Annotated in this window: 17 protein-coding genes; 11 read left to right on the forward strand and 6 right to left on the reverse strand. The window is 68.4% G+C overall.

The genetic code is table 11. From position 1 onward, the window contains the following. Positions 1-159: 159 nt before the first annotated feature. Positions 160-1,704 (forward strand): glycosyl hydrolase 108 family protein, encoded by a 1,545-nt coding sequence (locus tag QFZ27_RS19620; protein ID WP_429228075.1) that lies wholly within the window; start codon positions 160-162, stop codon positions 1,702-1,704. Between the two features lie 319 nt (positions 1,705-2,023). On the opposite strand, the gene QFZ27_RS19625 is transcribed toward QFZ27_RS19620, so the two are convergent. Continuing rightward, positions 2,024-3,655 carry a long-chain-fatty-acid--CoA ligase gene (locus QFZ27_RS19625; RefSeq protein ID WP_429228076.1) on the reverse strand — a complete coding sequence of 544 codons (1,632 nt, stop codon included), beginning with the start codon at positions 3,653-3,655 and terminating at the stop codon, positions 2,024-2,026. A 267-nt stretch (positions 3,656-3,922) separates the two neighbouring features. On the opposite strand from QFZ27_RS19625, the gene QFZ27_RS19630 reads away from it, so the two are divergent. The 6 genes from QFZ27_RS19630 (at position 3,923) to QFZ27_RS19655 (ending at position 9,780) form a co-directional block, all read left to right on the forward strand. Then, positions 3,923-4,750, forward strand: a complete 828-nt coding sequence (locus QFZ27_RS19630) for a transporter substrate-binding domain-containing protein (RefSeq protein ID WP_429228077.1) — start codon at positions 3,923-3,925, stop codon at positions 4,748-4,750. A gap of 24 nt (positions 4,751-4,774) precedes the next feature. Further along, entirely contained in the window at positions 4,775-5,428 is a 654-nt protein-coding gene (locus QFZ27_RS19635) for an amino acid ABC transporter permease (protein WP_429228078.1), read from the forward strand. Beyond that, the gene (locus QFZ27_RS19640; protein ID WP_429228079.1) at positions 5,425-6,093 is read left to right on the forward strand and encodes an amino acid ABC transporter permease; all 669 of its coding nucleotides are present in this window, start codon (positions 5,425-5,427) and stop codon (positions 6,091-6,093) included. Before QFZ27_RS19635 ends, QFZ27_RS19640 begins: the two co-directional genes overlap by 4 nt. Further along, positions 6,090-6,896 (forward strand): amino acid ABC transporter ATP-binding protein, encoded by an 807-nt coding sequence (locus tag QFZ27_RS19645; protein ID WP_429228081.1) that lies wholly within the window; start codon positions 6,090-6,092, stop codon positions 6,894-6,896. The genes QFZ27_RS19640 and QFZ27_RS19645 overlap by 4 nt, the downstream gene beginning before the upstream one ends. Position 6,897: 1 nt before the next feature. After that, a complete protein-coding gene (locus tag QFZ27_RS19650; RefSeq protein WP_429228082.1) occupies positions 6,898-7,860 on the forward strand; it encodes an isopenicillin N synthase family dioxygenase in 963 nt (320 codons plus the stop codon). 204 nt (positions 7,861-8,064) lie between these two features. Beyond that, complete coding sequence (locus QFZ27_RS19655) at positions 8,065-9,780, forward strand: B12-binding domain-containing radical SAM protein (RefSeq protein WP_429228083.1); 1,716 nt, start codon at positions 8,065-8,067, stop codon at positions 9,778-9,780. A gap of 149 nt (positions 9,781-9,929) precedes the next feature. Here the strand turns inward: QFZ27_RS19655 and QFZ27_RS19660 are convergent, their stop codons facing one another. Then, entirely contained in the window at positions 9,930-10,397 is a 468-nt protein-coding gene (locus QFZ27_RS19660; protein WP_429228085.1) for a cysteine dioxygenase, read from the reverse strand. A gap of 247 nt (positions 10,398-10,644) precedes the next feature. On the opposite strand from QFZ27_RS19660, the gene QFZ27_RS19665 reads away from it, so the two are divergent. Beyond that, positions 10,645-11,133: an Lrp/AsnC family transcriptional regulator gene (locus tag QFZ27_RS19665; RefSeq protein ID WP_429228086.1), complete on the forward strand. Its 489-nt coding sequence runs from the start codon at positions 10,645-10,647 to the stop codon at positions 11,131-11,133. 249 nt (positions 11,134-11,382) lie between these two features. Here the strand turns inward: QFZ27_RS19665 and QFZ27_RS19670 are convergent, their stop codons facing one another. Both QFZ27_RS19670 and QFZ27_RS19675 read right to left on the reverse strand, forming a co-directional pair. Further along, on the reverse strand, positions 11,383-12,618 hold the full coding sequence (locus QFZ27_RS19670) for a sensor histidine kinase (RefSeq protein WP_429228087.1): 1,236 nt from the start codon (positions 12,616-12,618) through the stop codon (positions 11,383-11,385). 7 nt (positions 12,619-12,625) lie between these two features. Then, a complete protein-coding gene (locus QFZ27_RS19675) occupies positions 12,626-13,423 on the reverse strand; it encodes a response regulator (protein ID WP_429228088.1) in 798 nt (265 codons plus the stop codon). Between the two features lie 165 nt (positions 13,424-13,588). Between QFZ27_RS19675 and QFZ27_RS19680 the strand changes: the two genes are divergently transcribed. Beyond that, entirely contained in the window at positions 13,589-13,858 is a 270-nt protein-coding gene (locus QFZ27_RS19680) for a NepR family anti-sigma factor (protein WP_429228089.1), read from the forward strand. Between the two features lie 18 nt (positions 13,859-13,876). Next, positions 13,877-14,587 (forward strand): sigma-70 family RNA polymerase sigma factor, encoded by a 711-nt coding sequence (locus QFZ27_RS19685; protein WP_429228091.1) that lies wholly within the window; start codon positions 13,877-13,879, stop codon positions 14,585-14,587. 219 nt (positions 14,588-14,806) lie between these two features. Here the strand turns inward: QFZ27_RS19685 and QFZ27_RS19690 are convergent, their stop codons facing one another. Beyond that, a complete protein-coding gene (locus QFZ27_RS19690) occupies positions 14,807-16,042 on the reverse strand; it encodes an MFS transporter (protein WP_429228092.1) in 1,236 nt (411 codons plus the stop codon). Positions 16,043-16,217: 175 nt separating this feature from the next. On the opposite strand from QFZ27_RS19690, the gene QFZ27_RS19695 reads away from it, so the two are divergent. Next, positions 16,218-18,134: an adenylate/guanylate cyclase domain-containing protein gene (locus QFZ27_RS19695; protein WP_429228094.1), complete on the forward strand. Its 1,917-nt coding sequence runs from the start codon at positions 16,218-16,220 to the stop codon at positions 18,132-18,134. On the opposite strand, the gene QFZ27_RS19700 is transcribed toward QFZ27_RS19695, so the two are convergent. Then, positions 18,131-19,330: a citrate synthase gene (locus QFZ27_RS19700; protein WP_429228095.1), complete on the reverse strand. Its 1,200-nt coding sequence runs from the start codon at positions 19,328-19,330 to the stop codon at positions 18,131-18,133. The genes QFZ27_RS19695 and QFZ27_RS19700 overlap by 4 nt on opposite strands. Between the last annotated feature and the right edge of the window lies 1 nt (position 19,331).

Below are 19,331 nucleotides of genomic sequence, written 5' to 3' on the forward strand. Positions count from 1 at the left end.
CGGACATCGTAGAAGTTGTGCGGGCGTGATTACGGCCAGAAAGCTCTGGTGTCTTTACTAAAAAATGCCTTTGATGTAATATTGGCATCGCCGAATTTTGGAAATTATTTTATAGACTTTTTGTCCTACACAGTTGCAATTTACTTCAGGTGAAATCAGATGCAATCGCTTGATCGACGTCACACCGATGTATCGGTCTTGCATCCGGTATTTCGGGATGCAGTTCTGAAGCTCATAGATGATCTGAAAGACGGCAATCATCCATTTGAATTGTTCGAATCCTTCAGATCACCGGAGCGGCAGGAATACCTCTTCTCAAAGGGGAGGTCGGCGCCGGGCAGTATCGTCACCAACGCGCGTCCCTGGTCGTCGTATCACCAATATGGACTGGCTGCGGACTTCGTCCTCAAGATCAACGGACAGTGGAGTTGGGACACCCAAGGTATCAACGTCGTCCACTGGAAGGCGCTCCACGAGCTCGGGCGCCGGCACGGGTTGGAGCCGCTGAGCTGGGAGATGCCGCACCTCCAATTGGCGGGACTACGCATCGAGGATCTCCGGGCAGGACGCTATCCGCCATTCGGCGACGACAACTGGGCGGAGAATCTGGAGACCGCCATCGAGGGCTGGGCAGGTGCAGGCGCGGTCCCGCCGCGGCCAGCGGTACCAGAGCGGCCGGCACTGGACGGCGTCGGTGCGTCGAGGGTAACCAGCGGCATCGGAGTCGACAGTCTCGATCTTGACGCCTCGACCGCTGGAGACGGAGCGCTCAACCGTTCCGCCGTGCCTGACCCGACTGCGGAGATCCACGCCATGCTTCCCAATCAGTTCGCCCGTATCCAGACCTACATCGACAAATGGGAAGGCGGATATGTCGACCATCCCAGCGATCCCGGCGGTGCAACCAACATGGGGATCACCCTGGCCACCCTTTCGCGCTGGCGTGGCGGGGCAGTTTCGAAGGCGGAGCTCAAGGCCCTGACCCGGGTGGAGCAGCGCCTGATCATGAAGGCGTTCTACTATGACGTCGTGCGCGGTGACGAGATGCCGGCGGCGGCGGCCGCGATGACTTACAACGCCGCCGTGCTGCACGGCCCCAGCCGCGGTGCCCGCTTCCTGCAGGCTGCCCTGGTCGCCCAGGGCCTGCAGGTGGCGGTGGACGGCGCGGTCGGCCGGCAGACGCTGGGCGCGGCAGCGCGCGCGGATCTGCCCCGGCTGGTCGCTGATTTCGCCAGTATTCAGGAGCGGTTCCTGCGCTCTCTCCACCATTTCAGCACCTTCGGAAAGGGATGGATGAACCGGCTGGAGGACATCACCGCCTTCGCTCGCACCTTCCTGTCGGTGCCAAGCGCCGCATCGATCTTGAATCCGGATTTCACGCGCCCGTCCCCGGTCGTCGATCCGCCGCCGCCCGACAACGGGCAGCCCCTCACATCGGTTAATGCAGCTCTCGGGCAGACCGTCGGCCGTCTCCTCGACGGTCGCAAGACGGCCATCGGACTGGTGGCGACGCTCCTGACGGCGGTGGCCCCGAGCTGGGCGACCTCTCTCGGCCTCCCTCCGATCGATGAACACACCGTGACTTCCTGGGCCAGCGCCATTCAGCCTTTCGCGGTGGCGCTGACCGGCTGGGGATTCCTCGGCAAGCTGCAGAAATGGCTCGTGGCGGACGGCCAAGCGACGCCGGCGGCGGGCGGTCGCTGAGGTTCAGCCGATCGCTCTCCGCCGACCAGACCGTTATGGCAGTGCCCATATCTCCGGCCCTCGGCCAGAAGGACAATGGCGGCCACGCGCCGGCGCAGCCGCCATTGTCCGATCGGCAGCCGGTCTCCTGCTGGACCAGTCGGGTCAGGCTGCGCCGCGACAGGGCGACGGTGCCTGCTCGACCTGCGAGGTGAGGCAGGCCGCTCTCTCACTATCCCCTTTATTGTCATTGCCGGGTCTGACCTGGCAATCCAGAGGCTACGAAGAACCTCTCCGGCTGCCCCAGGGTCAAGCCCGAGGATGACAGATGAGCGCGGCCTTACCCTGCGAGATGATCCCGATACCGCTTGCGCAGCTCGCTCTTCAGCAGCTTGCCGGTGGCGGTGTGCGGCAGCTCGTCGACGAACACCACGTCGTCCGGCCGCCACCATTTCGCGACCTTGCCGTCGAACCAGGCCAGGATCTCGGCCTTGGTCGGGGCGGCGCCCTCGGCCGGCACCGCGATCAGCACCGGCCGCTCGTCCCATTTCGGGTGGCGGGCGCCGATCACCGCCGCCTCGCGCAGCTTCGGGTGGCCGACGGCGATGTTCTCCAGCGCGATCGAGCTGATCCATTCGCCGCCCGACTTGATCACGTCCTTGGCGCGGTCGACGATCTCGACAAAGCCGCTGCCGTCGATGGTGGCGACGTCGCCGGTGCGGAACCAGCCGTCCGGGGTGAAGGCGGGGTCGTCGTCGCGGCCGAAATAGGCGGCGGCGACCCAGGGGGCGCGCACCAGGATCTCGCCGAAGGCGACGCCGTCGGCCGGCACGTCGTTTCCCTCGGCATCGGCGATGCGCAGCCGGATACCCGGGATCGGCCGGCCCTGCTTGCGCTTCAGCGCGCGCTGCTCCGTTTCGTCCCGGCTCAGCGTCTCCGGTTTCGGCGCGTTGAACAGGCCGATCGGGCTGGTCTCGGTCATGCCCCAGGCATGGCCGATCTCGACGCCATAGTCCCGCTCGAACGCCTCGATCATCGGCAACGGGCAGGCCGAGCCGCCGATCACCAGCCGGGGCGGGCGGGTGAAGCGGCCGCCGCTCTCGCGCAGATGGGCCAGCAGGCCGAGCCAGATCGTCGGCACGCCGGCCGAGAAGGTCACGCCGGTCGTCTCGATCAGCCGGAACAACGAGGCGCCGTCCAGCCGCGGCCCCGGCAGCACCAGCGACGCCCCGGCCAGCGGCGCGACGAAGGGGATGCCCCAGGCGTTGACGTGGAACATCGGCACCACCGGCATGGCGGTGTCGACCGCGCGCAGCCCGAAGGCGTCCGGCTGGTTGGCGGCATAGGTGTGCAGCAGGGTCGAGCGGTGCGAGGACAGCACGCCCTTCGGCTCACCGGTGGTGCCGGAGGAGTAGCAGAGGAAGGCGGCGGTGTTCTCGTCCAGCACCGGCCAGTCGAAGGTCTCGGCGTGGCCGGCGATCAGCGTCTCGTAATCGAGGATCTCGAAGCGGGCGGCCAGGGCGGGCGCTACGGGCTCGGCCGGCGGCTCCAGCAGCACCAGGGTCTTCAGGTCCGGCAGCCGGTCGCCGATCCCGGCCAGGATGGGCAGGAACATCGGGTCGAGGAACAGATGGGTGTCGCCGGCATCGGCGAGGATATAGGCGATCTGGTCCGGGAACAGCCGTGGATTGACCGTGTGGCACACCGCGCCGATGCCGCTGACGCCGTAATAGAGCTCGAGATGTCGGTGGTCGTTCCAGGCCAGCGTCGCCAGCCGCTCGCCCTGGGCCACGCCGCGTGCGGCCAGGGCGTGGGCCAGCCGGGCGGTGCGGGCGGCGATCTCGGGGTAGGAGTGGGTGACGGTGCTGCCGTCGCGGCGCTGGGTGACGACCCGCGAGCCCCGGTGCAGCCGCGCCGCATGGTCGAGCAGCGATCCGATCTGCAAGGGTTCGTGCTGCATCCGGCCGAGCATCGTGTCCTCCCCTCGTATCGGCGCCCCCCTTTTGCGACAGGGGCCGCCTTTCACGAAAGGATAAGGGGAAAGCCGGCCAGAGCCACAGGGAAAATGGGGAGAAAGCTGCCGCTTGACATGTATAGACAGGTGCGGAACCGTTGCCGAAACTGCGGCGGCACGGACCGCGCGGTTGTCTCCGGGGAGGGCGAAGTCTAAGAACCGCAAAAGCCGCGCGGCACCGCAATGCCGTGCGGTCGACAAAGTTCAGGGATGTGGAGGCATATGATGCGGGTTCTGGGAGCGTTCGTAGCCGGCCTGATGGCCGTGGGGACCTTGGCCGCCGCGCCGCAGGCGCACGCGGCCGATCTGCTGAGCCAGGTGAAGTCGTCCGGCGAGCTCGTCATCGGCACCGAGATGCAGTTCGCGCCGTTCGATTTCTCCGAGGATGGCGAGCACAAGGGGCTGAACGTCGAGGTGTTCGACGAGATCGGCAAGGAGCTCGGGGTCAAGATCAGCTTCGTCGACCTGCCCTGGGACAGCGTCCTGCCGGGGCTCGAGGCCGGCAAGTTCCAGGTCGTCGCCGGGCCGGTGACGATCACCAAGGCGCGGATGGAGCGCTACCGCTTCACCTCGCCGATCGCCGACGCCTCGGTCGCCCTGCTGAAGCGGGCCGGCGACACCTCCGTGACGAAGCCCGAGGACATCGCCGGCAAGATGGTCGGCGCCGGCAAGGCCTCCTCGCAGCTGGAGCAGCTCAAGGCCTATGTCGCGACCCTGCCGGGCAAAGCCGAGGTCCGCGAATATGTCGACAACAACCAGGCCTATGCCGATCTCGCGGCCGGCCGGATCGTCGCCGTCGGCAACTCGCTGCCGAACATTGCCTATGTCGCGCAGCAGCGGCCGGAGACCTTCGAGGTCGTCATGCCTCCCTTCGGCAAGAAGGTCTATTTCGGCTATCTCGGCCGCAAGGACGCCGACAGCGCGCCGCTGCTCGACGCGATCGACGCCGCCCTGGCCAAGATGAAGGCCGACGGCCGCCTCGCCGCGATCCAGAAGAAGTGGTTCGGCGTCGAGATGGACGTGCCCGCCCAGGTGACCGACCCGAACGTCTGAGACCGGTTCGCCTGAGAGGGTCCGGTGTTCAGCACGGCCGTCATCCTGAAGAGCCTGCCGCTGCTCCTGAAGGGCGCGGGCACGACCCTCTGGGTCTCGGCCGTGTCGCTCGGGCTCGGCTTCCTGCTCGCCGTCGGCATCTGCCTGCTGCGGCTGTCGCACCGGCCCGGGCCGCGCCGGGCCGGCACGCTCTACATCAGCTTCTTCCGCGGCGTGCCGCTCTTGGTGCAACTGCTGCTGGTGTTCTACCTGCTGCCCTTCATCGGCATCGACGTGCCGCCGCTGGTCGCGGCGATCGCGGCGCTGGCCCTGTGCACAGCGGCCTATATGGCGGAGATCCTCCGCGGCGGTTTCCTCGGCGTCCCTGGGGGCCAGCTGGAGGCGGCGCGGCTGCTCGGCTTCCGGCCGTCCCAGGTGCTGTGGCGCATCCGGGTGCCGCTGGCGCTGCGCCTGACCATGCCGGCGCTGGTCAATGAGTGCACCATGATCCTGAAGGCGTCGTCGCTGATCTCGGTGGTCGGGGTGGCGGAGCTGACCCGGGTCAGCCAGAACATCGTCGCCACCAGCTACCGCCCGCTCGAGATCTACCTCGCCGGCGGCGTGCTGTACCTGGTGCTGTGCCTCGCCCTGTCCGGCCTCGGCCTGTGGCTGCAGCGGCGGCTGGGAGCCGGGCGATGAGCTTCGATCCCGCCATCATCCTCGACCGCTGGCCCGAAGTGCTGTCCGGCCTCGGCGTCACCCTCGGCACCTGGATCGTCGGCGTCGTCATCGGCCTCGTCCTCGGCTTCGTCCTGGCGCTGATGCAGCGCGGGCTCGGCCGGGTGGTCCGCGCGGTGGTGCGGGTGGTGATCGAGGCGGTCCGCGGCACGCCCTTCCTGGTGCAGCTCTTCATCCTCTATTACGGCGGCCCCAGCTTCGGCCTGGTGCTCGACCCGATCGAGGCCGGGCTGCTCGGCCTCGGCGTCTATGCCGGCGCCTATTTCGCCGAGATCTTCCGCGCCGGCTTCGAATCCGTGCCGAAGGGCCAGGTCGAGGCCGCCGCCTGCCTCGGCATGGGTCGCGCCACCATCTTGATGCGGATCGTGCTGCCGCAGATGCTGGTGGTGATCCTCCCGGCCCTGGTCAACATGGTCATCCTCCTCAGCAAGGAGACTGCGATCCTGTCGATCGTCACCATTCCCGAGCTGACCTTCGTCATCCGCGGCATCGGCGCCGAGACCTTCGCCTTCGTCGAGACGACGCTGGCCCTGGCGCTGATCTATTGGGGCCTGGTCGAGGTCGCCGCCGGCTTCGGCCGCTGGGCCGAGCGCCGGGTCGGCCGCTTCCTGGTGCCGGCGTCATGACCCTGATCCAGCTCAGCGGCGTCACCAAGCAGTTCGGCGCGACCCGGGTGCTGAAGGGCGTCGATCTCGAGATCGACCAGTCCGAGGTGGTCTGCATCGTCGGCCCCTCCGGCTCGGGCAAGAGCACGCTGCTGCGCTGCATGGTCTTCCTCGAGGAGCATGATGCCGGCGAGATCCGCATCGATGGCGAGCCGATCGGCTTCGTCACGAAGAACGGCAAGCGCCAGCGCATGGGCGAGGCCGGGATCCGCAAGGCGCGGCGCAATGTCGGCATGGTGTTCCAGCAGTTCAACCTGTGGCCGCACATGACCGCGCTGGGCAATGTCGCCGAGGCGCTGGTCCGGGTCCGCCGGCTGCCGCGGGCCGAGGCGCAGCGGAAGGCCCAGGCCGCGCTCGACCGGGTCGGCCTGGCCGGCAAGGGCGGCTCCTACCCGTCGCAGCTGTCCGGCGGCCAGCAGCAGCGCGTGGCGATCGCCCGGGCGCTGGCGATGGAGCCGGAGATCATGCTGTTCGACGAGCCGACCTCCTCGCTCGACCCGGAGCTGGTCGGCGAGGTGCTGGAGGTGATGCGCGCCTTGGCCCGCGACGGCATGACCATGGTGGTGGTGACGCATGAGATGGGCTTCGCCGCCCAGGTCGCGACCTCCGTCGTGTTCGTCGACGAGGGCCGGATCCTGGCCAAGGGGCCGCCGCGGCAGATCTTCCTCGAGGACGGGCATCCCCGGATCCGCCAGTTCCTGGACAATTACCGCCGGCGCAACGCCTTCTGGCAGGATGCGCCGGCCGAAGCAGTGGGAGGATGAGATGAGCGCGACCCTGGGCCTTCCGATCGTCGATTTCGCGCCGGTGGTCGCCGGCGACCCGGCCGGCACGGCAGTGGCGGCGGCGCAGATCCATGCCGCCTGCACCCAGGTCGGCTTCTTCTACATCCGCAACCACGGCGTGAAGCAGGATGTGATCGACGCGGCGGTCGCCACCATGCGTCGCTTCTTCGACCTGCCGGTCGAGACCAAGCGCCAGGTCAAGGTCAACCAGCGCCATCGCGGCTTTCACGAGATCGGCGGCGCGCTGATGTACGGGGCCAAGAAGCCGGACTACAAGGAGTTCTTCTCGACCGGGCTGGAGCTGCCGGAGGACGACCCCGACGTGCTGGCCGGCCAGGCGCTGCGCGGGCCGAACAACTGGCCGGCCTTCATGCCCGAGGTGCAGCGCGACTTCTACCGCTACTACGAGGCGATCGGCGTGTGCGGTGCCCATCTGCTGCGGGCGGTGGCACTCAGCCTCGGCATCGCGCCGGACTTCTTCGCCGAGCGCTATGCCAAGCGCATGCAGCGCACCCAGGCGGTGTTCTACCCGCCGCAGCCGGCCGATCTGGGCGCCGAGCAGTTCGGCGTGGCGCCGCACACCGATTACGGCTGCATCACCCTGCTGTGGCAGGACCAGACCGGCGGGCTCGAGGTCCAGCGCAAGGACGGGGAGTGGATCGACGCGGTGCCGGTCGACGGCACCTTCGTGATCAATGTCGGCGACCTGCTGGCCCGCTGGTCGAACGACCGCTTCGCGTCGACCCCGCACCGGGTGGTGAACCGCAGCGGCCGCAAGCGGCTGTCGATCGCCACCTTCTACGACCCGACCTACACCGCCTCGGTCGACCCGCGGGACCTGAACCTGGGGCAGGGGGAAGAGCCGCACTACCCGCCGGTCGACGCCGGCGACTACATCGTCGGCCGGATCAATGATTCCTTCAAATACCGGCAAAAGTCTTGATGTCCGACATTACGCCCTGGATCGAATTGCTGTGACAGACTCATGGTGATCGTGCTTGAATCACAGAATTGCGGTGCATGAATTGAGTGGCGTCCGGATGTGATCGGGGGGCCGTGATCGACCGGACGCCAGAGCAGCGATAGTCCGCTACCACCAACGAGTGGGGTGAGCGCCATGGGGGCACGGGCGTTTCGGATCGTTCTGGTGAAGCCGTCGCATTACGACGACGACGGCTATGTCATCCAATGGCGGCGCTCGACCATCCCGTCCAACAGCCTGGCCAGCGTGCATGGCCTGCTGACGGAATGCGCCGCGGAACGGGTGCTCGGGCCGGATGTCGATATCGCCATCGAGGCCTATGACGAATGCAACACCGTCGTCGATGTCGCCGCGATCACGCGCCGCATCCGCGAGGCGGGGGCCGGCTTCGTGGCCCTGGTCGGCGTCCAGTCGAACCAGTATCCCCGCGCGCTCGATCTGGCGCGCCGGTTCCGCGCCGCCGGGCTGACGGTGGTGATCGGCGGCTTCCATGTCAGCGGCTGCATCTCGATGCTGCCGGAACTGCCGCCCGACCTGCAGGAGGCGCTCGACCTCGGCATCAGCCTGTATGCGGGCGAAGGCGAGGGCCGCCTCGGCGCCCTGCTGCAAGACATCGATGCCGGGCAGCTCAAGCCGATCTACAATTACCTCGGCGATATGCCCGAGATGGCGGCGGCGACCCTGCCGATCCTGCCGCGCGACGTGGTGCAGCGGATCGCCGGCCACTACACCAGCTTCGATGCCGGGCGCGGCTGCCCGTTCCAATGCTCGTTCTGCACCATCATCAACGTGCAGGGGCGGAAGTCGCGCTATCGCACGGCGGACGACGTCGAGGCGATCGTGCGCGCCAATCAGGCGCAGGGCGTCACCCGCTTCTTCGTCACCGACGACAATTTCGCCCGCAACCGCAACTGGGAGCCGATCCTCGACCGGCTGATCGAGCTGCGCGAGCAGCATCGCTTCCGCATCCGCCTGGTGCTGCAGGTCGACACGCTGTGCCACCGCATCCCGGGCTTCATCGAGAAGGCGGCGCGCGCCGGATGCAACGCCGTCTTCATCGGGCTCGAGAACATCAACCCGGAATCGCTGCTCAACACCAAGAAGCGCCAGAACAAGATCTGGGAATACCGTGAGATGCTGCAGGCTTGGCGCAGCCAGAAGGTGATGACCTGGGCCGGCTATATCCTCGGCTTCCCGACCGACACGCCGCAGAGCATCGCCCGCGACATCGAGATCATCAAGCGCGAGCTGCCGATCGACATCCTCGAATTCTTCTGCCTGACGCCGCTGCCCGGCTCGGAGGACCACAAGAACCTGTATCTCAAGCGGGTGCCGATGGACCCGGACATGAACAAATACGACCTGGAGCATGTCTGCACCGGCCATGCGATGATGTCGAAGGAGGAGTGGGACGGCGTCTATCGCGATGCCTGGGGCCGCTATTATACCGACGACCATGTCGAGACGGTGCTGCGGCGGGCCGCGGTCAGCGGCCTCAGCCTCAAGAAGATCGCCGACATCCTCACCGTGTTCTCCGGCGCGTCGCGGATCGAGGGCGTGCATCCGCTCCAGTTCGGCTATGCCCGCCGCAAGCTGCGGACCCAACGGCGGCACGGCCTGCCGATCGAGAACCCGCTGATCTTCTATCCCCGCCGTGCCGTCGAGTTCGTCAAGGTGGCCGCGCAGTGGATCACCCTGCTCCGGCGCTACCGTGCCATCATGAAGCGGGTGCAGGCCGATCCGGCGGCTGCGGCTTACACGGACGAGGCGCTGCGGCCGCTCGCGACCGACCATGCGGTGGACGATTTCGTCAAGGTCTTCGCCGACAAGATCCCCCACACCCACGGCGCCCCGGTGCTGCAGGCAGGTGTGGGGGGCTGACGCCGGACGGGCAGAGCGTCGGAGACCGTTTGGAAATGCGCTGGCGTGAGTCGGCTGGCGGTGGTTTCGAGAACCGGAGCGCAGCGCACGTTTGGTGCGTGAGCACCGGAAGCTTCGAGTCCGCCGTCAGACGGCCGCGCCAGTAGCATTTACGGACGGTCTCCGATGGCCACGTACTCCCGGTTGACCGAGGAGTCGTGCACGCGGGGGTCGAAGCCGTAGATGTGCAGCGAGATTGCGATCGCACCGCTGTCATTGACCATCTGATGGATGTTGGGCTGGGCCGTCGCCAGGGACACGATGTCGCCGGGCCGGTGCACGGTCTCCCAGGTCTTCGCCACCCGCACCTCGTCCAATGCCCGGAAGCGGAACTCGGTCAGGCGGCCGCTGACGATGCCGAAGGCGCAGGAGCAGTGATGGTCATGGATCGCCGTCCGGGCGCCGCGGTCCCAGACGATGGCCCAGACGCTCGACGCGGCATCGCCCCAGAGCAGGGTGCGGGCATAGCTGCCGGCTTTGTGCTCCAGGTCGAGATTGCGGACGAGCTCGGGATGGGCCACGACATGCTCCAGCACCGCCTGCGGTGATCCGGCGAAATCCGGCAGGGTCTCCAGCATCGCGCCTCTCCACCCGGCGGTGGACCGGAGGGCTTCTGCTGCAACGGCGTGGTTCATGGTCCGGCCTGCCTCTCCAAACATGACAACAGCGTATGCCGGACCGGCGGGAAGCAGCTTGCGTTGTTGCCGGAGACCACTCGGCCAATGGAAATGGATTTTCCCGTTTCGCCATTCTGGTAGAAACTGATTCCATGATCGGCTTTTGGGGCGATGCCGCCCGCGCGCCGCGCAGGAAGGAGCCCGTGCCATGGCCTCGTCGTCCTCGCTCAAGCTCGACGAGATCGACCTCAGGATCCTGAAGGCGCTGCAGGCGGATGCGACGATCGCACTGGCCGACCTGGCGGTGAAGGCCGGCATCTCCGCCACGCCGTGCTGGCGCCGCGTGCAGAAGCTGGAACAGGCGGGCATCGTCCGCAAGCGCGTGGCGCTGCTCGACAAGGCGGCCCTCAATGTCGGCGTGACCGTGTTCATCGCCGTGCGGACGAACCAGCACACGGTCGAATGGCTCGAGCGCTTCAGCGGTGCCGTGCGCGACCTGCCGGAGATCGTCGACGTCTATCGCATGAGCGGCGAGATCGACTATCTGCTCAAGGCCTATGTCGCCGATATCGGCAGCTACGACGCGCTCTACCGGAAGATCATCGCGCGCATCGAGCTGGCGGACGTCACCTCCATGTTCGCGATGGAGGAGATCAAGTCGACGACCGAGATCCCGCTGACCTTCGTCGTCCCCTGAACTCGCCCGGCATCCATACAAAAACAAGCCGCGGGGGACCGCGGCTTGGTTAAGGTCGTTAGGAAGCGGAAGGGTGCAGAAGGTACTGCACGAAGGACTATACCATAAATTCAGCAAGTGTGGAGTGTTTTTCTAAAGGATCGTCGCGAGGTGTTTGATTGCACACAGAAAATTGCCAGACAATTGGCCTTGTATTTCGTCATCAATACTATAGAGGCTGAAGTTGATCTTGTGATGTGAGTTTTCTTTCTAGAGCCCTGATTCGGAACGAATTTGCGGGGCTGATTTCGGCACTGGCACGGTCAGGGTGGTGCGGGTGCCGCCGTTCCGGTCGATCGTCAGGATGCCGTCCAGGCGGCGGACCATGGCCTCGACCAGGGTCATGCCGAAGCCGCGCCGGCTGCCGTCGTCGGGCCGGCCGTCATCGACGATGGTCAGGGTCAGGCTGTCGTCGTCGGTGCGCTGCAGCGACACGGCGATATGCCCGCCGCGGCCGTCGCGGAAGCCGTGCTTCAGGCTGTTGGTCACCAGCTCGTTGACGATCAGGCCGAGATGGATGGCGTTGTCCAGCGGGATCTGCTGGTGCGGCGCCTCGACCGTCAGCGCCACCGGGCCGGTGCCGGCGGCGAAGGCGGATTGCAGATGGGCGCACAGATCCTGGACATAGCCGCCGGCGTCGATATGGGACAGGTCGTCGGAATGGTACAGCTTCTGATGCACCAGGCTCAGCGACTGGATGCGGTGGCCGACCACCGCCAGCTCTTCCCGCACCGCCGGCTCGGTGGCGCGCGAGGCCTGCAGGTTGAGCAGGCTGGAGATGATCTGCAGGTTGTTGTTGACGCGGTGATGCACCTCCCGCATCAGCACGTCCTTCTCCTCCAGGCTGGCGCGCAGCGCCCGCTCGACCTCGCGCAGCTGGGCGTTGGCGGCGATCAGCTGCTCCTCGCGCTGGCGCAGCTCGGTCAGGCTGGCGATCTGTTCCACGGTCTGGCGGTGCACCTCCTCGAAGGGATCGACGCCGGTTTCGTCCGCCAGTGCTGCCATGGTCCGATGCGCCAGCGCGGTCGGGTCGCGGCCGGCGCTGGCCGGCAGCTCCTTGCGCATTACCAGCCGGACCACGCCGCGGGCGTGGCGCAGCTCGACCGAATCCATCAGCGCCCGGACTGCCGCGGTGTCCAGGCGCGGCCGCTGCGGCTGCCCCTGGCCCAGCGGCCGGCGCGGCGCGGCCAGCACGATCTCCAGCGCCATCGGCGGGCCGGCGGTGACCAGCAGCGACAGATTGGCCTGCTCGAAGCGCGCCAGGAAGCTGCGGGTCATGGCCGAGGCGGCGGCGACGATGCGCACCCGGTCGCGACCGTCGAAGCCCAACTCGGTCGCCACCAGCCGGACACGCTGCCGGGCCGCGATCACGTCGCGCTCCTCGCGGGTGTCGATGGCGGTGATCAGGGCGGTGGTCATGGTGCTGCCGCTCGATCCGGTCGCCACCCCGGCGTCACACCAGCGCGGGCGGCGGATGCATCGCCAGGGCCTGGCCGATCACCGAGACGAGCGCCTCGGGCTTGAACGGCTTGGTGACGACGAAGGTCGGTTCCAGCCGCTCGCCGGTCAGGAGCCGCTCGGGGAAGCCGGTGACGAAGACCACCGGCACCGAGATGCCGCGCAGGATGTCCTGCACCGCCTCGATGCCGCTGTCGCCGCCCTTGAGCTGGATGTCGGCCAGCACGATGTGCGGCGACTCGCGCTTCGCCAGGGCGACCGCCGCGGCATGGTCGGCGGCGGTGCCGCAGACGGTGTGGCCCATCTCCTCGACGATGCGGGCGATGTCCATGGCGATCAGCGGCTCGTCCTCGACGATCAGGATCCGGGCCGGGTGCTGGCGCTGCATCTCCTTGCGGGCGGCGTCCAGCAGGTCGCGCACCTCCGTCTCCGGCAGGTGCAGGATGAAGCCGACATCCTCGAAGGAGAAGCCTTCCAGCGACACCAGCAGCAGCACCTGGCGCTGTGTCGGCGTCAGCTGCGACAGCCGGGCCTCGACCGGCACCAGCCCCTCCAGCGGCGCCGCGGTGTCCTCCTCGTCGGTGGCGTGCAGCAGGGTGCAGACGTCATGGAACACGGCGAAGATCTGGACCCGCAGGTTGCCGTCCGCCGGGATCCGCTGCGGATCTTCCAGGATCGCCTCCAGGAACACCCGCATATACTGGTCGCCCCGCTCCTGCGACCCGACCAGGGCCCGGGCATAGCGCCGCAGGTAGGGCAGGTGCTTCAGAATCTCCTGCGAAGAGCCGGTCATCGCGTCCACCTTACGAATACGGGAGGGCTTGCCCGTCCAGCGTCATGCTTAGCGGCCGTCGCCCCGGATCGCAATCCGTTCCAATGCCGCAGAACCGGCCGGCAGGCAAGGGGTGGCGCAGGAACTTCCATCCTGGTCGAGGATTGGTAGTGTAGGGTACCACCAATGGCCGAAGCAGAGCGGGATCGAGCGTTGATGAATCGACGTCGCGGCGAGAAAACGCGAAGGCGGGAAGCGGGGGCGCGGCCGACCGATCCCGGTCGTCCGGGACCGGACCGCCTGAAGCGGCCGCCGCAATTCGACAACTGGCTCTCGCAGCAGCTCCGATCGCTGTACGATCCGGTGCTGGAGGAGCCGTTGCCGGACGACCTGATGAAGATGCTCGAGGACGGTGCCAAGAGCACCGACAAGCCGAAGGAGGACAAGGATCGCTGACCGAAACAGGCCGGGCGCATGGCGGAAGGGCCGAATTTCTGCCTTATTCGGTGCCGACAGTTCGGACCGCACCACCATCGATCCCGCGTGGCCGGCACAGCCGTCGGCGTCAACAAGGAGGGGAATGTGCCATTCGACTTTCACGCTGAGCTGACCAAGGCGATCCCGCATCTGCGGGCCTTCGCGCGTTCGCTCAGCGGTGATGCGGATCGCGCCGATGATCTGGTCCAGGACGCGATCCTTCGCGCGCTCCGGGCAGAGACCCAGTTCACTCCGGGCACCAACTTCCGGGCCTGGATCTTCACGATTCTGCGCAACCAGTACGTCAACCAGCTGCGGCGCCGGAAGTTCGTGGCCGAGCCCAAGGACGGGGTCGATCTCGACCTCCTCTGGGTGCCGCCATCACAGGATTCGAAGCTGGAGTTCCAGGACTTCCGCCGGGCGCTGATGATGCTGACGCCCGACCAGCGCGAGATCCTGCTGATGGTCGGGGCCTCGGGCTTCAGCTACGAGGAGGCGGCGGAGATCTGCAACTGCGCCGTCGGCACGGTGAAGAGCCGCCTGTCCCGGGCCCGGCGCGAGCTGTCGAGGCTGCTCAGCTCGGGGCGAGGATTGGCGAGACGAGGCGACTTCGCAGGCGAGCGGCGCGGACGCGGAACCGCCGCGGCGCCGGCGAAAATGACAGCCCCTCGTCTCGCCGTGCAGCCCGCGTCGCGGCGGACGGCGTAGCGGTCGTCGCGAAACAGCCTTGTTGCGGCGAAGCGGGCGGCCTCCGGGCCGCCCGCTTCCGATTCTGGCGTACAAGCAAGGGGTTGGTATACCCCTTGCTGTCATGCCCGGGCTTGACCCGGGCATCCAGAAGCTGTCGATGCCGCTCCGGGTGGCCCCTGGGATTGCCGGGTCAAGCCCGGCAATGACAATAGAAGAGAGACATCGCGCCTCAGGCGGCTACTGCGTCTTCGACTCGCGCGCGGTCATCTCGCCGACGATCGGGCTGGTCGCCGGGCGGTTGACGAAGGGCTCGCGCGCCTCCGCCGGCAGGGCCTGGCGGCGGGTCATGCGCCAGGCGGTGAAGACCGCGGTGACGGTGGCGATGGCGGCACCGTGCAGGAACAGCCCCTGCGGTCCGACCCAGCCCATCACGGTCGACGCCACCAGCGGGCCGGCGCAGGCGCCGACGCCCCAGCACAGGAGCAGGCTGCTCGACAGCGCCACGGCGGTGCCGCGCGGCGCCAGGTCGTTGGCATGGGCGACGCAGATGCCGTAGGTCGAGATCGAGGCCGCGCCCCACAGCCCGAACAGCACCGCCAGCAGCCAGTCGGAATCCGGCCGCGCCAGGGCCAGGGCCAGCGACACCAGGATGGTGACGACGCTGGCGCCCAGCATGACGCTGCGCCGGTCGATCCGGTCGGACAGCCGGCCCAGCGGCCATTGCGCCAGCAGGTTGCCGACCTGCGACATGGCCGGGATGGCGCCGGCCAGGCCGACGCCGAGCCCGACCTGCAGCCCCCAGATCGGGCCGATCGAGGCGACGGCGCTGTTGATCAGCCCGCTGGAGACGCAGCCGATCACCGCCGCCGGGGCGATCCGGTACAGCTGGCGCAGCGGCAGGGTGCGGATGGCGGCGATCGACGGGGTCGGGGCCCGGGTCATCGCCACCGGGATCAGCGACATCGAATAGAAGGCCGAGGCGATCATGAACAGCCCCAGCACCACCGGCCCGCCGGTGATCAGCAGCACGAACTGGCCGCCGACCAGCGCCACCTTCTGGACGATGGTGTAGACCGAGAACACCCGGCCGCGATGGGCGTTCGGCGTCATCTCGTTCAGCCAGCTCTCGGCCACGGTGAACAGCCCGGCGGAGCAGAAGCCGGTGACCAGGCGCAGCGCCATCCACCAGGCCGGGTCGGGGGCGACGGTGAAGCTCAGCGCCGTCACCGAGGTGGCGGCGGCATAGGCGGCGAAGGCGCGGATGTGCCCGACCGCGCCGATGATCCGGGTCGACAGCACGCAGCCCAGCAGGAAGCTCAGCGAATGTGCCGTCGCCACCGCGCTGAAGGCCTGGATCGAATAGCCGGCCTCGGTCAGCGAGATCGGCAGGATGGTGACCAGGATGCCGTTGGCGATCTGCAGGACGGAGATGCCGAGGATGATGGCGGCGACGGGCAGGTAGAGGGCGGTCATGATCCAGCGGCGCGGGGCGTTTCCCTGCAGGCAAGCGCGGGCCGGCGAGGCGTGTCAAACGTCGTGATCGAAGGGCAGCCCCGATTTGCCGGGCATGGCCCGATCGGGGAGGTTCCGGCCGGCGCGCCATCGGGCTAGGGTGGCGGGCACAACCCTGGGAGGGGGCATGCGGGGGGTGACTGCAACCGGATTCGGACCGTGGAAGCTGCAGGTCGTGGTGGCGGCGGTGTTCGCCGTCATCGTCCTGGCGATCTCCGGCGGCCTGATCTGGTACAACCACGGCGAGGTCACGACGCTGGTCCGCGCCGATGCGGATGCCCGGTTCGACCGGATCGTCAGCCGGGTGCGGGACGAGTTCCGCAACGGGCTGCACCTCGCCGATGTGGTGCTGGACACGGCCACGCTGACGATCGAGACCGACGTGCCGGAGGATCATCTGGGCGCGGTGATGCGCGGCACCTTGCATGACCTCGAGCAGGTGCTGCCGGCCGCCACCGCCTTCTTCGCCGCCTGGGACGACGGCCGCTTCGTCCTGGTGCAGTCGCTGGCCACGGCGCATCTGCCGGAGGTGACGGCCACGGCCTTGCCCGGCGCGGCCTATGCGCTGCAATTCGTCGAACCCACCCTCGACGGCGCGACCGCGCGCTGGGTGGTGACGGATGCGGAGGGGCGGCCGATCGGCGAGCCGCAGGTGATGCCGACCGGCTTCGACCCGCGCACCAGGCCCTGGTATGCGCCGGCGGTGGCGGCCGGCGGGGCGATCATCACCCAGCCCTACCGCTTCGCGACCATGGACCAGGTCGGCGTCAGCCTGGCGCGCAAGTCACGCCTGGCGGATGGCGCCGTGTTCGGGATCGACATCGGCCTTGCGGTCCTCGACCGTACCCTGGCCGATCTGCGCAAGGAGCGTGAGCTCGAGCTGGTGGTGTTCAGCCGGTCCGGGGCGCTGATCGCCCATCCCGACGGCGTCCGCTACCGCACCGAGTTCCGGGAAGCCCGTGCGGAACATCTGCCGCTCCTGGGCGAGTTGGGGTCGCCGATCCTGGCCGAGATGTATCGCAGCTTCCAATCCGTCGGCACCGGCCGGAACTTCACCGGCGCGCTCGGGGCCCAATCCTATCTCGAACGATTCGAGCCGATCGGCATGAGCATGCCCGACGTGGTGCTCGGCATCGCCTATCCCTACGACCTGGTGGTCGGGCCGGCCGACCGCATCCGCTACGTCTCGCTCCTGATCGGCGTCGGCGCCACGGTCCTGGCGCTCGGCATCGTCCTGGTCGCGGCACGGGCCCTGGCCCGGCCGCTGCGCCGGGTGACGGGCGATCTGGGCCGGATCATGCGGTTCGACTTCCATGGCGGCGGCCCGGGCGGGTCGCGGATCGAGGAGATCCGGTCGCTATCCTCGGCGATCGACGTGCTCGGCCTCACCCTGCGCAGCTTCGCCGCCTATGTTCCGGGCCAGATCGTCCGCGGCATCCTCGGCCAGACGCTGGTGCCGGCGCTGGGCGGGCGGCGCCAGCCGGTCACCGTGCTGTTCTCAGATGTCGCCGGCTTCACCGCCCTGGCCGAAAGCCTGCCGCCGGAGGAGCTGATGGAGCGCACCTCGCGCTATTTCGGCGCGCTGGGGGAGGAGTTGATCGCCAGCGGCGCCACCATCGACAAGTATATCGGCGACAGCGTCATGGCGTTCTGGAACGCGCCCGAGGATCAGCCCGACCATGTCCGCCGCGCCTGCCGTGGCGCCCTCGGGGCGGCGGCGCGGATCGACCGGCTGAACGCCGAGTTCGAGGCCGAAGGCCGCAGGGCGATGCCGACCCGCTTCGGCCTGCACACCGGCGAGGCGGTGGTCGGCAATGTCGGCTCGGTCGACCGGATGAACTACACCGCGCTCGGCCACACTGTGAACGTGGCGGCGCGGCTCGAGGTGCTGAACAAGATCCACGGCACCACCATCCTGGTCAGCGAGGCGGTTCGGCAGGAGGCGGGCGAGGGGTTCGAGTTCCGCTTCGTCGGCAACGAAGTGCCGCGCGGCGCCCGCGAGCCGGTGCCGATCTACAGCCTGGTCGGGCTGCGCGAGGAGGCAGGGTCCTAAGGCTGGGCCCCGACATAGCGGGCGCGCGGGCGGATCAGCCGGGCGGCCGCATACTGCTCCATCACATGCGCCATCCAGCCGACGCTGCGGCCGAGCGCGAATACCGCCAGCGGCGCCTCGGGCGGCAGGCCGATCAGCCGGCTCGCCAGCACCAGGGCGAAGTCCATGGTCGGGCGCTCGCCGGTCAGGTCGAACACGGTCTCGACCAGGGTGCGGGCGACCGCCAGTTCCGGCCCGTCCGGCAGGGTGGCGACGATGCGGTCCAGCAGGTGCTGGCCGCGCGGGTCGCCCTCCGGGTAGAGGGTGTGGCCGAAGCCGGGCAGGTCCTCGCCATGCTGTAGCCGTTCCACCACCAGGCGGCGGGCGTCGGCGGCGCCCAGCGCCAGCTCCAGGAAGGTGCCGGTGCGGGCGCTCAGGCCGCCATGCAGCGGGCCGTTCAGCGCCGCCAGCCCGGCGGCGACCGCGGCATGCGGCGAGGCGCCGGTCGAGGCGGCGATGCGGGCGGCGAAGGTCGAGGCGGTCAGCTCGTGGTCGGCGCACAGCACCAGGGCCCGGCGCAGCAGGTCGGCGCCGCCAATGGCTCCCTTGGACTCTGCGCCCCAGGCCTCGGCCAGATCCTCATGCGCCGGCGCCGCCGAGGCCGGGCGCCGCAGCATCACCGCGGTCAGCCAGCGCAGCAGCCTTGCCCCGGTGCGCTGCAGCCCGGCGGCGGAGCGGGCGAGGGCGCGGTCGTCCTCGACGCCCAGCGCCGGCAGCACCGCCATGGCCCGCTCCATCGGCGGCAGGCCGGCCGCCTCGGCGGCGATGCGCGCGGCAACCGGCGGCAGCGGCGCCACCGGCGCGGCGAAGGGGTCGTCGGCGGCGACATTCCACAGCAGCCCGGCCACGCTCTCCAGCGTCGCGCTCTCGGCCAGCCGCACCGCGTCCCGGCCGCGGTAATAGAGGCGCCCGCCGGCCACCAGCGTGATCGCCGATTCCAGCACCGGCTGACCCCAGTACAGCGGCGGCGGGGTCGCCTCGGGCTCGGATTTGCGGGCCAGGCGGCGGATGTCGGCGGCGGCATAGCGGCGCTGGCGGCGGCCGGGCTCGGCGATCGAGCGGACCATGCCGCGGCTGACATAGGCGTACAGCGTCGCCAGGCTGACCCCCAGCTCCGCCGCCGCCTCGCTCGCCGACAGGTTGGGCTCCTGGATCATG

The organism is Inquilinus ginsengisoli, assembly GCF_050434925.1.
In the GTDB taxonomy this organism is placed as follows: domain Bacteria; phylum Pseudomonadota; class Alphaproteobacteria; order DSM-16000; family Inquilinaceae; genus Inquilinus; species Inquilinus ginsengisoli_B.

Bases quoted from the DNA above. Each gene is read 5' to 3' on its own strand.
- QFZ27_RS19650 (WP_429228082.1), top strand. From the start codon at position 6,898: ATGAGCGCGACCCTGGGCCTTCCGATCGTCGATTTCGCGCCGGTGGTC.
- QFZ27_RS19620 (WP_429228075.1), top strand. From the start codon at position 160: ATGCAATCGCTTGATCGACGTCACACCGATGTATCGGTCTTGCATCCG.
- QFZ27_RS19630 (WP_429228077.1), top strand. From the start codon at position 3,923: ATGCGGGTTCTGGGAGCGTTCGTAGCCGGCCTGATGGCCGTGGGGACC.
- QFZ27_RS19665 (WP_429228086.1), top strand. From the start codon at position 10,645: ATGGCCTCGTCGTCCTCGCTCAAGCTCGACGAGATCGACCTCAGGATC.
- QFZ27_RS19625 (WP_429228076.1), bottom strand. From the start codon at position 3,655: ATGCTCGGCCGGATGCAGCACGAACCCTTGCAGATCGGATCGCTGCTC.
- QFZ27_RS19645 (WP_429228081.1), top strand. From the start codon at position 6,090: ATGACCCTGATCCAGCTCAGCGGCGTCACCAAGCAGTTCGGCGCGACC.
- QFZ27_RS19675 (WP_429228088.1), bottom strand. From the start codon at position 13,423: ATGACCGGCTCTTCGCAGGAGATTCTGAAGCACCTGCCCTACCTGCGG.
- QFZ27_RS19640 (WP_429228079.1), top strand. From the start codon at position 5,425: ATGAGCTTCGATCCCGCCATCATCCTCGACCGCTGGCCCGAAGTGCTG.
- QFZ27_RS19700 (WP_429228095.1), bottom strand. From the start codon at position 19,330: ATGATCCAGGAGCCCAACCTGTCGGCGAGCGAGGCGGCGGCGGAGCTG.
- QFZ27_RS19660 (WP_429228085.1), bottom strand. From the start codon at position 10,397: ATGCTGGAGACCCTGCCGGATTTCGCCGGATCACCGCAGGCGGTGCTG.
- QFZ27_RS19685 (WP_429228091.1), top strand. From the start codon at position 13,877: ATGGCGGAAGGGCCGAATTTCTGCCTTATTCGGTGCCGACAGTTCGGA.
- QFZ27_RS19690 (WP_429228092.1), bottom strand. From the start codon at position 16,042: ATGACCGCCCTCTACCTGCCCGTCGCCGCCATCATCCTCGGCATCTCC.
- QFZ27_RS19680 (WP_429228089.1), top strand. From the start codon at position 13,589: ATGGCCGAAGCAGAGCGGGATCGAGCGTTGATGAATCGACGTCGCGGC.